The organism is Terrabacter sp. FW104-15G4B (genome assembly GCF_058790095.1).
On sequence record NZ_JBYTCI010000035.1, the window covers coordinates 1 to 14,274 of the forward strand.

The following is a 14,274-nucleotide window of genomic DNA, read 5'->3' on the forward strand; positions in this document are numbered from 1 at the left end:
GGTCAGGGGAGGGCGGGGTAGTCCGTGTAGCCCTCGGCGCCACCGCCGTAGAACGTCTTCGGGTTCGGCTCGTTGAGGGCAGCGCCCTCGCGCCAGCGCCGCACGAGGTCCGGGTTGGCGAGGAACTCGCGCCCGACCGCGACGAGGTCGCCGAGGTCGCGCTCGAGGATGTCCTCGACGTCGGCCAGCTCGGTCACCTTGCCGAAGCCGGTGTTGAGGATGACCGGGCCGCCGAAGCGCTTGCGCACGTCGCGGACGATGTCGGACTCCGGGTCGCCGAGGATGCTGAGGTAGGCCAGGCCGAGCGGCGCGATGCCCTCGACGAGCGACTCGTACGTCGCGGCGGTGTCGGCCTCGTCCTCCTCCAACACGCCCTGGATGTTGTGCGCCGGCGAGATGCGGATGCCGACGCGGTCGGCGCCGATCGCCTCGGCCACGGCCTTGGTGATCTCGACGGTGAGGCGCGCGCGGTTCTCGGGCGAGCCGCCGTAGGCATCGGTGCGCTGGTTGCTCGACGGGGCGAGGAACTGGTGCGGCAGGTAGCCGTTCGCGGCGTGGATCTCGACACCGTCGAGCCCGGCGGCGATGGCCTGGCGAGACGCGTGGACGAACTCCGCCACGAGCGCGGGGATCGCCTCGGTCTCGAGGGCGCGCGGGACGGCATACGCCTGCTGGCCGCTCGCGGTCACGATCTCGCCGGGCGCGGCGATGGCGCTCGGGGCGACGCTCTCGAGCCCACCCTTGTTGTCCGGGTGCGCGACGCGCCCGGCGTGCATGAGCTGGACGACGACGTGTCCGCCGCCCGCGTGCACCGCGTCGGCGACGAGGCGCCAGCCGGTGACCTGCTCGTCGGAGTGGATGCCGGGGGTGTCGAGGTAGCCCTGGCCGACGGCGCTCGGCTGGGTGCCCTCGGTGATGATCAGGCCGGCGCTCGCGCGCTGGCCGTAGTACTGCGCGTTGAGCTCGGTCGGCGCCTGGCCCTCACCCGCGCGGTTGCGCGTCAGCGGTGCCATGACGAAGCGCTGGGGGAGGTCCCAGCGGCCGATACGGATGCTCTCGAAAGCCGTGCTCACAGGCCTGCTCCTGAAGTGTGGGGACTGTCGGATCTGTCGGGGCCGCCACCGAGGCGGTGGAGACTTCAACTACCTGGGCGACAAGGAGCAGGAGCGGCCGATCATTCCCATGTGCCCGCAGTGTGGGCGATGTCGCAGGAAGGACCGGGCAGGTACGCCGGAGGGGGGGATGCCCGAAGGCATCCTCCCCTCTCGAAGCCGCGTCAGCGAGCGGCTCGGCTCACGGAGCGTAGATGAACGACATGCCGCCGCTCAGGGTGACCGTGCGGGTGTTGTAGTTGTAGGCGCCCGCCATCGCGTTCATCTCGATGATCGACACCTTGTTGCCGTTGACGGCCGTCACCCAGGCGACGTGCCCCACGCTGGAGGAGCCGGCGACGCCGGGCTGCATGACGATGATGGAGCGCGTACGCGGCGTGGAGCTCACGGTGTAGCCCGCGGACCGCGCGCCCGAGGCCCAGACCATCGCGTTGCCGGTCCAGCCGCCCGGGTAGTAGCCCTCGGACTGGTACCACTTGTTGAGGGCGCCCCAGGTGCACTGGCCGGCGGTGGCCCAGTTGGACGAGGCGCGCATGCCGGACGAGGCGCTCGGAACGGACGCGTTGCTGCGCGACTTGGTCGCCGACGTGCTCGTCGTCAGCGTCTTGCGGGTGACGTCGCGCGAGGCGCGGGTGGCCGCAGCCTTGCGGTCGGCCAGGGTCTTGCTGGCGGCGACAGCCTTGCTGGCGGCGACGGCCTTGGCCTCGGCGCGCTCCTGCTCGACCTGCACGTCCTTGATGACCTGCGGCTTCGGCGTGGCGACGCGCTGCGCGGCGACCTGCTGGGCGGCGGGAGCGTAGCCGATCTTCGACAGCGCCGTCGAAGCGGCCGGAGCCGCTGGGGTCGCGGTCGCCGGGCCGACGGCGGCGGGAGCCGCCCCGACACCAGCAGCGGCGACTCCGGCCGGGGCCTGGGACAGGGTGTCGGCGCTCGCCGAGCTGGCGAAGGTGGCGACGAGGCCACCGGTTGCTGCGACGACCGCTCCCGCCTTGATGGCCGGCTGAGCCGACTCACTGGCGATGAGCTTGAGTTCGATGAGTGGGTTGTAGCGGCCTGGCGCACGGTGGCGACCGCGAATGGTCTCGTTGTTCACGCTGTTGAACCTCTCCGCGCCTACGAAGTTAGCTGTCGGGTTCGGGCGGAAAGGTGCCCGGTCCTCACCCACCTCACGAACGAGTCGTGTCGGCGGGCGAGATCTTCACCCCAAGGACGTCCGAAGTCGTTACGCCGGACGCCCGGAGAAACTCGTGGTTCCTCCGCTCCCGTCACAAGGTTTGCTCTCTCTCGTCAGGCGGTGACGGGACTAGGCGGTCCACCTCACGAGAGCCCGACCAGGTGGCCGGGCTTCCGGAAGAGTAGACGAGCCAACTGGCAAAAGTCACGCCACGGTAACGGCGACGCGCCGTAACAAGGCTTTGACGTCCGTTTTGACCGCCTTTACGAGCGCATGACCGGTGCGGGGTGTGACGCGGTTCACATCCAAACCGCGAGCGGAGCCCTCGTGCCTCGGGTAGCCCGGCCCCGTCTCGGTGCCTGCGCCTCGACGTCCTGGGGCTCAGCTCTCGGACTTCTCCGACACGGCGGCGCGCCGCTCGAGGCACAGGTGGGTGATCTGGGTGACCAGCTCGAGGGGCACGGGGCGGGTGATCGGGAAGCGCACGGTGTCCTTGGCGCGGCGGTAGGGCGCGATCGCCTCCTCGAAGTCCGCGTCGCCGGTCGGCACGGGATAGAGGCCGACGTGGTTCTTCCAGCCGGCGTAGTAGATCAGCGGCTTGCCGTCGACCGTGAACGTCGCCATGCCGTAGCTGATCTTCTCGCCGGCGTGCGGGGCAGCCTGGCTGATCGTGCGTCGGACCCCTGCGAGCTGGGTTCGCGTCTCCTCGGGGTAGGAGGCGATGTAGTCATCGACGGACGCAAATCTCGGGGCCAATCCTGGTCCTCACTTCAGTTCCGGACCGGTCGTTGGAGGGGTCATCCCGACCCTATTGCGCAAAACGGACGCGCGCAAAACAAGTTCTCACTCACTGACCAGACCGTCAGAAATGTGCGTACCGTGCCGTTTCGGGTGCGGCTCGACGCAGGAGCTCCCCGACGTCGGTGTGTTGGGCGGCGCGCAGCGGTCAGACGTCGACCCACCGCTCGCCGTCGAGCACCCGCGCGAGAACACCGTGCGGGCGGCGGCCGAGCAGCGTCGCGGTCGCGAAGTCGGCGGCCAGGCCGTCGAAGACTGCGTGCCGGCCCACCATCGCGTGCTTGCCGCCCTTGACGGTGACGTAGCCGACCTGATCGGCGGTCCTGGTCAGGTCCCGAGCGACCGCGGCGGAGTTCGCGGGTCTCGCGACCCGGTCATCGTCGCCGTGGACCACGAGCACCCGGCGCCCGCCCACGTCGAGGCGCCCCTCGGTCGGGTAGACCCACGGGTTGAGCGCCACGGCGCTGAAGACCGGCTCCTCCGCGGCCGCGAGCAGGGCCGCTCGTCCGCCGAGCGAGTGCCCCACGAGGCAGACCCGCAGGTCCGGGCCGAACCGCTCGGCGACCAGGCCGAGTGCCCAGCGCACGTCGTCGACCGGGGTGTGGTGGGCGTCCCAGCCTCGCGTCGAGTTGAGCAGCCGCAGGACGGCCAGCTCGCCCCTTCCGGCGCGGGCGATGCGGTGCGCGATCGGCACCATCCGCAGCACCGACAGCTGGGCCGGGCTCACCCGCATCGGCTCACGTCTGGCCCCGCCACCGTGGAGCACGAGGGCGACGCCCCTGGGCTCCCTCGGCGCGGCCGTGTCGATGAGCCGGGCGTCCGTCACGTGGTGCTCCGTCGTCGAGGGGCCGAGAGTGGTCAGCCGAGGGGGTCGGACGCATGCCGTGTGCCCGGTCACTGCCCCACCGTTCACCGCTCCCACCGTCGAGAGGCCACGAACCGGGGGCCCGCTCGTGACGGTAGCCCTTCGGAGCGGGCGCCCGAACGGTTTGGTCAAACGGCATACGCGATCAGCCGACGCCGGACGAGTGGTGGGTCAGGGGCGCAGGAGGACCTTGATCGCGCGGCGCTCGTCCATGGCCTTGTAGCCCTCGGCGACCTCGTCGAGCGGGAGGGTGAGGTCGAAGACCTTGCCCGGGTCGATGCGGCCGTCGAGGACACGTTCCAGCAGGTCGGGCAGATAGGTGCGCACCGGGGCCATGCCGCCGGCGAGGCCGACGTTGCGGACGAACATCTGCCGGACGGGCAGCTCGACGCCGTGCGGGGCGCCGACGAAGCCGACGGTCGAGCCGGGGCGGCCGATGCGGAAGGCCGTCTTCATCGACTGGTCGGTGCCGACGCACTCGAGCACCGAGTCGGCTCCGACGCCGTCGGTCAGCTCCAGGATCGCCTCGACGCCGGCGTCGTCACGCTCGGCGACGACGTGCGTGGCGCCGAACTCGCGGGCGAGCGCCTGGCGCGGCTCGTGCCGCGACATCGCGACGATGCGCTCGGCCCCGAGCTCCCTGGCGGCGATGACCCCGCAGAGGCCGACCGCGCCGTCGCCGACGACGACGGCGGTCCCGCCGGGACGCACCCGTGAGGAGACGGCCGCGTGCCAGCCCGTCGCCATGACGTCGGCCAGAGTCAGCAGCGACGGGATGAGGGCGTCGTCGGGCATGCCATCGGTCTTGACGAGGCTGCCGTCGGCCTGGGTGGCGCGGACCAGCTCGGCCTGGCCGCTCTCGGTCCAGCCCTGGTGGTCGCAGACCGAGGTCATGCCGGCTCGGCAGTGCGGGCAGGTGTTGTCGCAGTGGACGAACGGGATGACGACGAAGTCGCCCTGCCTGAACTCGCGGACGTCTCCGCCGACCGCCTCGACGACGCCGACGGCCTCGTGACCGATCGTCGAGCCCTCGGTGATCGGGTTGGCGCCGCGGTAGGGCCACAGGTCGGAGCCGCAGATGCAGCCGGCGACGACGCGCACGACGGCGTCGGTCGGCTCCTCGATGGTGGGGTCGGGGACGTCGGAGAGGCGGATGTCACCCGGGGCATGGATCGTCGTGGCACGCATGCGCCCATCCTTCTCCCGCCACCGTGCGGGCTCAAACCGGCGGTGGGGAAGTGCCCACTCGACCGTGGGGAAGTGCCCACTCGACGGGATTTGGCACGTCGAGTGGGCACTTTCCTTCGTAGCCGGTCAGCCGCGGGAGCGCAGGCGCAGGTTGGGCAGCTCGGGCGCGGGGAGGGTGTGTCTCCAGGCCTCGGGGAAGGTGCCGTACCGGGAGCCAAGCTCCGCGGCGGCGTACGACCCCTGCTCGCGCAGCGTGCGCTCGCGCTGCCAGTCCTCGCGGAAGGCGACGACCTCGTCGTGGCTGCGGCCGATGAAGTTCCACCACATGACGATCTGCTCGCCGAAGGGCGCGCCGCCGAGCACGAGGAAGCGTGCCGGCTCGTCCACGCCGGCCCGGACGGTGATCCGCTCGGTCCCGATGGCGTGGAAGGCGATCTCGCCCGGCTTGGCCGTCGCGTCACCGACCGTGAGGACGCCCGTGTCGCAAAGCAGTCCGTGCTCATGTCCGGGGTCGACGTCGATGGTGAGCGAGGCGCCGGCCTCGAGCGTCACCTCGGCGCCGACGAGGTCGGAGAACATCGTCACGGGCGAGCGCTGCCCGAAGAGCGAGCCGAGGAAGACGAGGACCCGGGCCCCTTGGACCTCGGTGACCGGCGGCGCGTAGTGCTCGAAGCCCGGCGCGGTGAAGCGGTCCGCCTCGGGCAGCGCCACCCACAGCTGGGCGCCGTGGAGCACCGTGGTGCCGGACGTGGAGTACTCCGAGTGGGCGATGCCCGCGCCCGCGGTCATGATGTTGAGCTCGCCCGGGCGGACGTACGCGTGGGCGCCCGTCGTGTCGCGGTGCTCGACCTCGCCGGTGAAGAGCCATGACACGGTCTGGAGACCGGTGTGCGGGTGGCCGGGCACGACCATGCCGCCGGTCTGCGACACGTCGTCGGGTCCGTAGTGGTCGACGAAGCACCACGCCCCGATGAGCGAGCGCTCGCGCTGGGGGAGGCTGCGTCGCACGGGCATCGCGCGCGGCCCGCCGAGCGGAACCTCGCGGTAGGGCAGGACGAAGGCGGCGGGAATGGCGGGGGTGGTTCCGGACCCGGTCGACTCGTCCTCGCCGCAGACGACCTCGGTGGGGTGGCGGTCAGGATTGCTCACCTGATCAGGCTAGGCCCGGTCGCAGGTCTGGTTGCTACGTTGCCTCGCATGACGGATCCGGCTGCACCCGCTCCCGCCCTCAGCGCCGGGCGCTGGTCGGCGTGGCGGGTCGTCTGGTGGTTCGGCTTCGTGAGCCTCGCTGCCGACATGGTCTACGAGGGCGCCCGCTCGATGTACGGCCCGCTGCTCGCCTCGCTCGGCGCCACCGCCGTCGTCGTCGGCCTCGTGACCGGCGCCGGCGAGGCGATGGCGCTCGTGCTGCGTCTCGTCTTCGGGCCCCTCGCCGACCGCACCGGCCGCTACTGGAGCCTGACGATCCTCGGCTACGGCCTCACCTCCGTCTGCGTGCCGCTGCTCGCCGTGACGCCGTTCGTCGCGGGGGCGGGGGTGGTGCTGGCCTCGGTCCTCATCCTCCTCGAGCGTTCGGGGAAGGCGGTGCGCAGCCCGTCGAAGTCCGCACTGCTCGCCCACGTCGCCACGGCGGTCGGCCGGGGCCGCGGCTTCGGTGTGCACAAGGCGCTCGACCAGGTGGGCGCCTTCGCCGGGCCGTTGCTCGTGGCGGCGGTTGTCGCGGCCACCGGGGTCATCTGGCCGGGAATGGCGGTCCTCGCGATCCCCGGTGCCGCGGCCATGCTGCTGCTCGCCGTCATCCGCTCGCGGGTGCCGGACCCGTCGGTCTACGACGCCGTGAGCGCCGCCGTCCCTGCGGCACAGGCCAGTCCGGGTGGCGGCGGCCTGCGTGGCTGGTTCGCCGACGCGGTCGGGTCCGGCCTGCCGCGCGAGTTCTTCGGCTACGCCCTGGCGGCCGGGCTGATGACGGGCGGCCTCGTCACCTTCGGCATCATCGGCTACCACCTCACCGTCGAGGGCCTCGTCCCCGTCGCCACCGTCCCGGTCGTGTATGCCGGAGCGATGGCCGTCGAGGCGCTCGCGGCCCTCGGGGTGGGCCTCGTCTACGACCGCCGCGGCGGCGCCGTGCTGTATGCCGTGCCGCTGCTCGTCGCGCTCGTGCCCCCACTTGCCCTGTCGGGCTCGGTGGCGCTGTCGCTCGTCGGGGTCGCGGTCTGGGGCCTCGCCTACGGCGTGCAGGACTCGACCGTGAAGGCGCTCGTCGCGGAGGTCGTGGAGGCGCCGAGGCGAGCGACGGCCTACGGAGTCTTCGCGGGCGTCCAGGGCGCCTTCGCGATCGTCGGCGGGCTCGTGGCGGGGTGGCTCTACGAGCGGTCGCTTCCGGTGCTGGTCGTCGTCGTGGCGGTGAGCCAGCTCGTCGCGCTCGTCCTGCTGGCGCGCACCGTCCACTCCCTGCGGCATCACCCCTGCCCCGCCTGACCTGATCTGACCGCGCCTGATCCGCCCCCCGAACATGCGCGAACGCGGCGTTCGGTGTCGAAAACCGTGGTGTAACACTGAGTTCGACACCGAACACCGCGTTCGGGGAGGGGAGGTCGGGGAGGATCAGCTCACGGCGTCGAGGGCGTCGACGAGGCCCTCGCCGAAGTAGCTGTTGTCCTCGACCGGGCCCACGCAGGCCGGGCCACCGGTCGCGGCGCTGCACGCCTTGTCGTCGGCCTGCACCCGCAGCTTGTCGATCATCTGGGCGGGAGTCCAGCTCGGGTGAGCCGACTTCATGAGGGCCAGGACGCCGGCGACGTGCGGCGACGCCATCGAGGTCCCGCTGAGGTTGCCGTAGCCCGAGGCCGCGGTCGTGCGCGGCAGCGTCGAGAGGATCGTCGATCCCGGCGCAGCGACGTCGATGACGCCGAGACCCCGGTTGGAGAAGCTCGAGAGGCGGTAGTCGAGCGTCCCGGCGGGGAAGCGCTGCACCGAGCTCACGGTCGCGACGCCGTCGAGCTCGGCCGGGATGTCGTTGCAGCCGCTGTTCAGGGTGCGCGTCACCGCAGTGCCGTCGTCAGGGCTTCCCGTGTCCTTGAACGACGACTTGTCGCTCAGGTCGTGGGCCGAGTTGCCCGCGGCCGCGGCGTGGACGACGCCCTGCTTCGTCGACCACTCGACGGCTCGGCGCACGGCCTCCTTGGCGGCGAGCTGGTCGGGCTGGTCGTCGCAGTAGAACTCGAACGGGTCGACGTAGTAGCTGTTGTTCGTCACGTCCATGTGCTTGAGGCCGGCCCACACGAAGCCGCACACGGCGTACTCCGGGTAGATGAAGCCGGCGTTGTTGACGACCTTGACGGACGCCAGCCGGACGTTCGGCGCGACACCGACGATCCCGATGCCGTTGCGGGCCGCCGCGATCGTGCCCGCCACGTGGGTGCCGTGGTAGCCGCCGGCGCCCTTGTTGTCGTACCAGCCGGTCGCCGAGAGGTCGGGGCGACCGGCGTCGCTGCAGTTGACGGAGTCCGCGACGTCGATGTTGGGCACGAGGTCGGGATGGGTGCCGTCGATGCCGCTGTCGAGCACGCCGACGAGGACGTTGCGGGACCCGTCGGTGATCTTGTGCGCCTGGTCTGCCTTGATCATCGCCATGTCCCACTGCTCGACCTCGCGGGGATCGGCGGCCTGGGCGGGCGCGGCGTCGGCCTCGAGGTCGCCGTTGAAGGCCTTCTTGGCGCCCTGCTTGTAGCCGGACGCGCCACGGCCCCAGGACGCCCCCGCGTCCTCGGGCGTGCCCTCGGAGACCGGGACGGTGCGCGTTGCTCCGACGGACTCGACGGCGTTGCCGCCCTTGGCGACGACGTCCGCGCGGAAGGTCGAGACCTTCGAGTGCGCGATGACGACGCCGATCTGCGGCCAGGACTGGACGACGACGCCGCCGGCGGCCTTGACGGCCGTCTCGACGAGGCGGGTCTGGCCCGGGTTGGCGATGCGGGCGTTGACGACGTAGCTCATGAGCTGGCCGTCGGGGGTGTTGATGGTGACCGGGGTCGAGGCCGGCTCGGCCTGGGTGGCGGCGGTGGCGACGCCACCGATGGCGGCGGTGGAGGCAAGGGCGAGCGACGCGACGGCGACGACGCCGCGTCTGGTCAGGCTGGGGTGTCGCATGTGGTGAGCTCCCGTGGTGTGAGGGACTGTGCCAGCGCCCGTTCTGGGCGCATCTGCCCATCTTGGGGGGCTACCGACGAGTTCGCGCGCCGAGCGACGCCACCACTTCGCTACACGTCGCGGCCTGTGCTGTCGTCGGCTTCGTGCCGCGTGAGGGGCGCGAGGGCGATGAGCAGGATCAACGACGCGAGCGGTCCCAGACCCCAGGGGAGGAGCAGCACCGCGGCGGCGACTCCGGCGAGCACGAAGGACCCGACCGGGAGCCGCGCCTCGAGGACGAGGGCCACCAGGACGACTGCGAGCGCGAGCCCGGCCAGCACCTCGCCGCCGGACGAGAGGGCGGACGGGGCAGTGTCGCCGAGCAGACCGGTGAGCCGGCCCAGCCAGACGGCAGCCGTGGCGCCGGCGCCGAACGCCGCGAGCAGGGTCATGGGGACCGCGACGGGAAGCCGGTGCACCCGCGCGCCGAGGCTCGCCGTCAGCCACGCGAACGCACCGACCGACAGCACGAGCAGCAGCCCTGCAGCCACCGACAGTGCGCCCTGGTCGTGCGCCGCAGCCAGCCCGCCGAGACCGCCGAGACCGTCCAACCCGCCCAGACCTCCCAGGGCCGCGGAGCCGCCGTGCGGGTCCAGGCCGTCGAGGGCGTCCAGGCCGTCGACCCACGCGACGATGCCGTGGGCGAAGAGCAGCAGCGGCGCCACCAGCGCGAGCAGCGGTATGCGGTCGGTCGTCGTCCGCACGGAGGTGGAGGTGCGCACCGGCGCGCTCGTCGCCCCCTGCGGGGCGCTCGTCGGCCGCTCCGGGGCCAGGGTGGTCGTCGTCATGCCACCAGCGTGGCGGCGTCGCGGCTCGGTGCCCATCGGGGTCGACCCCGAGCCTCCCCCGAACGGTCCCTGAGAGACGGCCTCGGCCGGCGCCTTCGGTGGGTGGCCTTGGTGGGGGCCTCGGAGGTGGCATGAGCAGGGCGCCGCGCCGGGGTCCATTTGTCCATTTCGGAGACTTTGACCGGCTTTGGCCGTAGCGTGCGACTGTGGAGTCGGGGTCGCGACGGGCTCCGTCGCGGAACACGTCGAAGGGGTAGACATGTCGGTGCGCTTCAACGCTCCTCCGGGATGGCCCGTCCCGTCCGAGTCCTGGACCCCCAGCGAGGACTGGATGCCGGACCCCAGCTGGCCGGTCCCGCCAAGTGGCTGGACCTTCTGGACGGTCGTGGACCGGGCCGCCAAGCCCACGGCCTACGCGGCATACGCCGTCGGTGCAGGCGCGGGTCCGGGTGCACCCGGCTACGGCACGGACCGCGGCACCTGGATCGCGAGCCTGCACGCCCGGGCCACCTCGACGGTCCCCGCAAAGGCCGCCGCGTCGACGGAGGACCGCCCCACCGCGGACAGCTCCTGGGAGCTCGACAGCCTGCTGGCCCCGGTCGCCCGGGTGGACGCCTGACGTGGAGCCCCCGCTCAGGGTCGCGCCCGAGGTGCGGCTCCGCTCCTCCGCGTCCGGCTTGAGGGCCTTCCTCGCGTCCGGACCGGGTGGAGGCCTCGGCGCGGCAGGTGCCGCTGCCCCCGTCGCGAGCGTGCGCGTCGCCACGGGCATCGGCTCCCGCGGCACCCCCGGCGCTGGACCCACTGACGGCGACAACGAGCGGGCGAACCTCACCGATCTCGAGGAGCGAGCCCGGCACGCGCAGGACAGTGGCGACCTCCAGGCGCTGGAGGCGATCGAGGAGGCGCTCGTCTCGCTGCACCTCCACAGCCACGCGCCGAGGCGTCGGCCCGAGCCGCCGCCGGCGGTGACGCTGTCGCCCAAGGACCGAACCGCCTGGCAGCGCAACGCTTTCCGTGCCGCGCTGACCGAGGTGTCGGTCTTCAAGCGCGGCGAACGCAGCCGCGCCAGGGCCGTCGCCGAGGCCGAGGCCGGCAGCTTCGGCCAGACGCTCGACGTCGCGAACGTCGTCATCTCCCAGCACCGCGCCGCCGTGCTCGACGACGAGTGGAACGACCTCTCAGGGCATCACCGGGTCGCCGTCATCGCCGAGCTGGACGCCGAGTTCGCGGCGGCTGGCTGCGGCTGCACCTGCGTCGATGCCGGTTGGGACGAGGACAGCTCGCGCAGCCACGTCACGGTGGTCGCGCGCTACCCGAGCCTCGACATCGTCGCCGAGCGCGGGCCGGGCCAGTCGTCGAGCGGCCGGCGGATGCTGCGCCGGCGCACCCGGGCGGAACGCAACGCGCTCTACCTCAGCGGGCTCGCCTCCTTCGCCCTGGCCGCCGCCCGCCTGACGATCAGCATCGCCGTGGCCGCGGACGACGTGCACCTGCTCGTCGTGCGACCCACCGAGGCGGGCGACCGCCTGGAGCCGATCTACGTCGGCACGCTGAGCCGAGAGGCCGTGACCCTTCGGCCGGCGCTCGCCGACCCCGTGCCGCTCCTGCTCGGTTCTGCCGTCCGGCCGATGCAGTTCGACGGGCCCGCGCACGACCTGGTGGCTGCCGCCCCGGACGCCGACGTGATCGAGATCGTCCGGCGGTGCACCGACGCGCTCTCCGACCACGAGATCGACGAGCTGCTCGAGGACCCCGTCGTCTGAGCTCCTCCACGTTCGAACGGTGTCCGGACCGCGCGGATGGGCTCATGGGAAGCGGACGGCATACGCGATCTGCGCAAGCCCGACCAAGCGGACCGATCCGGCGCTACCCTGCGGAAACGGGTGCTGCGGGTGTGGGAACCGTCCCTCGGCTGCAGGCCCGGACGGGCGAGATGCCGCCCGACGGGGAGTGCTTCGAGGGGGCCGTGCTGTGACGATTCAATTCAACCCACCACCGGGCTGGCCCCTGCCGTCGGGGACGTGGGTCCCGGGCGCGGACTGGCTGCCGGACGGCGACTGGCCGGATCCCCCGGAAGGGTGGAGGTTCTGGTCGGTGAGCGTCCCGCGTCGGGGCAAGGGGTCTGCGGGCAGCACGGGCCCGCGGCTGCCGAGCTCGCTTCTCTTCCCGATCGGCTCCGCAGCGTCGACGGTGACGCTCGCGACGCTCCTGGCGGAGCGGGACCGCCTCTCGGCCGGCGGGATGCCCGCCAACGGCAGACCGCAGACCAGGGCCGGCCGGGAGTACTACCACCCGCAGGGCTCGCCCGACGCACCCGGTGAGCTGCCCGTGGACGCCGCGGCCACTCCTGCCGAGCTGGAGGCCACCGATGCCCGGGCCGACGGAAGCCACGGCACCGAGGGAGCAGAGCGGGCAGCCGGCATTCTGCTCTCCCCGCTGCTGCGGCTCGTGGCCCACCCGTCCGGGCTGCGCGTCGAGCTCCGCGCCGGCGCCGTCGAGGCGATGGCCCTGGCCGACGTCATGACACCGGCCGTCGAGGCGGCGACGCGCGGCCTCCGGCCGACGAGCGCCCGACCCCTTCACGGCGAGACGGCTGACGGACCAGGCGGAGGTACGCGTCTGGGCGGGCTCCGCCTGCTGCTCGGCGGTCGGCGGGGCCCGACCGACGAGCTGCCGGCAGGTCGCCCGGCCGCGGCGCGGCCTGAGGCTGTCGAGGCGCGGACCGCTCGGCCACGCGTCACGAGCGCGCTGTCCCTCCACGAGCTCACGCGGCGTGCCCTCGTCGCCCGCCGCGCGGGCGATCGGGACGAGGCGCTGGCCGTCGAGCGTGACCTGTGCTCTCTGCACCGCCTGGACTTCGCGGCGATCCGCCCGCCCACGGTGACGCCACTCGCTGCCGTGACGAAGGCAGAGGTCGCGGCACTGCACCAGCGGGCGCTCGCCATGGTCGGGGGCATCGGTCCGGGGCTGTCGCGCGCGGAGACCCAGGAACGCAAGGCGGCCGCAGTGCAGCAGGCGGCAGAGCTGGTCCGTGCCAGCGGCGTCGCGCGGCGGGTGCTGGCCGAGCGTCGCGAGGCTCTCGCCACCGGTGCCTGGCAGCTGCTCGGGACGCACGACCCCGCCGCCGTCGTCGCCGTGGTCGACGAGGCGCAACGGATCGCGGGCAGCGAGGCCACCTGCCTCGACGCCGGCACCGACCCGGTCACCGGCCGTGCCTACGTGACCGTCCTCCTGCATTTCCCGACCATCGACATCGTGGGCGATGAGTCACGGGAACCGTCCCCGACAGGCCGTTCGACGTGGAGCGCGCGCAGCCCACGCGAGCGCAACGGGGCGTATGCCGCCGGGCTGGCTTCCGCCGTGCTCGCGACGGCCAGGCACGTCCTCAGCATCGCGCCCGCGACCGACGACGTGAACGTCGTGGTCGTCCGCCCGATGGGCGATGCTGAGGGCGTGGAGCCGGTCTACGTCGGTCGGCTCGACCGGCACGACGTGTCGTTGCGGCATCTCGGTGCCGACCCGATGCCGCTCGTGACGCGCTCGGCGCTGCCACACGGCATACGCCTGCACGGACCAGAGCTGGAGGTCACCGCGCTGCAGCCGGCGGCCGACGCCGACGGGGCGCTGGGCGAGATCGTCGCCGCGTGCCGGGAGGCGGGCCGTCCGGTGAACGAGGCGGCCCCGGACGTCAGTGAAGGCGTGCGCGAAGAGCTGCTGGAGGCGTCGCCGAGCACCTGAGGTGTGGTCGGCCCCGCCTCGGCGGGCTCAGAGCTCGCTTCGGACGAGGCGGCGGAGCGCGAGTGTCGCGAGCGGCCGGTACCCCAGCACGACCGGTGCCGGCCCGTCGATGACGAGCTCGGTCGAGCAGCCGCCCGGCCTTGCCCGGACGGCGTGGTGGAGAGTGGCCCCTACGGGGCCGTACCGCACGTGCCAGCGCCACCGCATCGCCTCGGCGTCGACCGACAGCACCTCGAACGGCACGCGCACGCCGAGCGGACCGACGACCAGGCCTGTCAGCCCGGGCGCGATGTGCGGCGTCGCGGTGATGACGTCCTGGATCTGTGGTGACCAGGCGGACCACAGGGAGACGTTCTCGTAGCGGCTCCACGCGATGGCCGGGTCCGCGTCGCCGGTGACGGTGATGGACGAGCGCATGGGCGT

Annotated in this window: 13 protein-coding genes and 1 riboswitch; of the genes, 4 read left to right on the forward strand and 9 right to left on the reverse strand. The window is 72.6% G+C overall.

Annotated features, from left to right (window positions below):
* Positions 1–2: 2 nt before the first annotated feature.
* The 6 genes from AC3WRT_RS18475 to AC3WRT_RS18500 all read right to left on the reverse strand — a co-directional run bounded on the left by AC3WRT_RS18475 (position 3) and on the right by AC3WRT_RS18500 (position 6,286).
* Positions 3–1,073 (reverse strand): alkene reductase, encoded by a 1,071-nt coding sequence (locus AC3WRT_RS18475; protein WP_492724518.1) that lies wholly within the window; start codon positions 1,071–1,073, stop codon positions 3–5.
* A gap of 220 nt (positions 1,074–1,293) precedes the next feature.
* The gene (locus AC3WRT_RS18480) at positions 1,294–2,205 is read right to left on the reverse strand and encodes a CHAP domain-containing protein (RefSeq protein WP_492724520.1); all 912 of its coding nucleotides are present in this window, start codon (positions 2,203–2,205) and stop codon (positions 1,294–1,296) included.
* 5 nt (positions 2,206–2,210) lie between these two features.
* A riboswitch (cyclic di-AMP (ydaO/yuaA leader) is annotated at positions 2,211–2,399 on the reverse strand.
* 268 nt (positions 2,400–2,667) lie between these two features.
* Positions 2,668–3,042, reverse strand: a complete 375-nt coding sequence (locus tag AC3WRT_RS18485) for an iron chaperone (RefSeq protein ID WP_492724522.1) — start codon at positions 3,040–3,042, stop codon at positions 2,668–2,670.
* 190 nt (positions 3,043–3,232) lie between these two features.
* A complete protein-coding gene (locus AC3WRT_RS18490) occupies positions 3,233–3,910 on the reverse strand; it encodes an alpha/beta hydrolase (RefSeq protein ID WP_492724524.1) in 678 nt (225 codons plus the stop codon).
* A gap of 210 nt (positions 3,911–4,120) precedes the next feature.
* Positions 4,121–5,137, reverse strand: coding sequence for a zinc-dependent alcohol dehydrogenase family protein (locus tag AC3WRT_RS18495; RefSeq protein ID WP_492724526.1), 1,017 nt, complete (start codon positions 5,135–5,137; stop codon positions 4,121–4,123).
* A gap of 126 nt (positions 5,138–5,263) precedes the next feature.
* Positions 5,264–6,286: a pirin family protein gene (locus AC3WRT_RS18500; RefSeq protein WP_492724528.1), complete on the reverse strand. Its 1,023-nt coding sequence runs from the start codon at positions 6,284–6,286 to the stop codon at positions 5,264–5,266.
* A gap of 48 nt (positions 6,287–6,334) precedes the next feature.
* Between AC3WRT_RS18500 and AC3WRT_RS18505 the strand changes: the two genes are divergently transcribed.
* On the forward strand, positions 6,335–7,615 hold the full coding sequence (locus AC3WRT_RS18505; RefSeq protein ID WP_492724530.1) for an MFS transporter: 1,281 nt from the start codon (positions 6,335–6,337) through the stop codon (positions 7,613–7,615).
* Positions 7,616–7,741: 126 nt separating this feature from the next.
* Here AC3WRT_RS18505 and AC3WRT_RS18510 read toward each other — a convergent pair whose 3' ends face one another.
* Both AC3WRT_RS18510 and AC3WRT_RS18515 read right to left on the reverse strand, forming a co-directional pair.
* Entirely contained in the window at positions 7,742–9,286 is a 1,545-nt protein-coding gene (locus AC3WRT_RS18510; RefSeq protein WP_492724532.1) for a S8 family peptidase, read from the reverse strand.
* 110 nt (positions 9,287–9,396) lie between these two features.
* Entirely contained in the window at positions 9,397–10,113 is a 717-nt protein-coding gene (locus AC3WRT_RS18515; RefSeq protein ID WP_492724535.1) for a hypothetical protein, read from the reverse strand.
* 259 nt (positions 10,114–10,372) lie between these two features.
* Here AC3WRT_RS18515 and AC3WRT_RS18520 point away from each other — a divergent pair, with 259 nt between their 5' ends.
* From AC3WRT_RS18520 to AC3WRT_RS18530, 3 genes are all read left to right on the forward strand, one after another.
* On the forward strand, positions 10,373–10,732 hold the full coding sequence (locus AC3WRT_RS18520; protein ID WP_492724536.1) for a hypothetical protein: 360 nt from the start codon (positions 10,373–10,375) through the stop codon (positions 10,730–10,732).
* 1 nt (position 10,733) lies between these two features.
* Entirely contained in the window at positions 10,734–11,876 is a 1,143-nt protein-coding gene (locus tag AC3WRT_RS18525; RefSeq protein WP_492724539.1) for a hypothetical protein, read from the forward strand.
* A 331-nt stretch (positions 11,877–12,207) separates the two neighbouring features.
* Positions 12,208–13,851 carry a hypothetical protein gene (locus AC3WRT_RS18530; protein ID WP_492724541.1) on the forward strand — a complete coding sequence of 548 codons (1,644 nt, stop codon included), beginning with the start codon at positions 12,208–12,210 and terminating at the stop codon, positions 13,849–13,851.
* 27 nt (positions 13,852–13,878) lie between these two features.
* Here AC3WRT_RS18530 and AC3WRT_RS18535 read toward each other — a convergent pair whose 3' ends face one another.
* Positions 13,879–14,268 carry an SRPBCC family protein gene (locus tag AC3WRT_RS18535; RefSeq protein ID WP_492724542.1) on the reverse strand — a complete coding sequence of 130 codons (390 nt, stop codon included), beginning with the start codon at positions 14,266–14,268 and terminating at the stop codon, positions 13,879–13,881.
* Positions 14,269–14,274 lie beyond the last annotated feature (6 nt).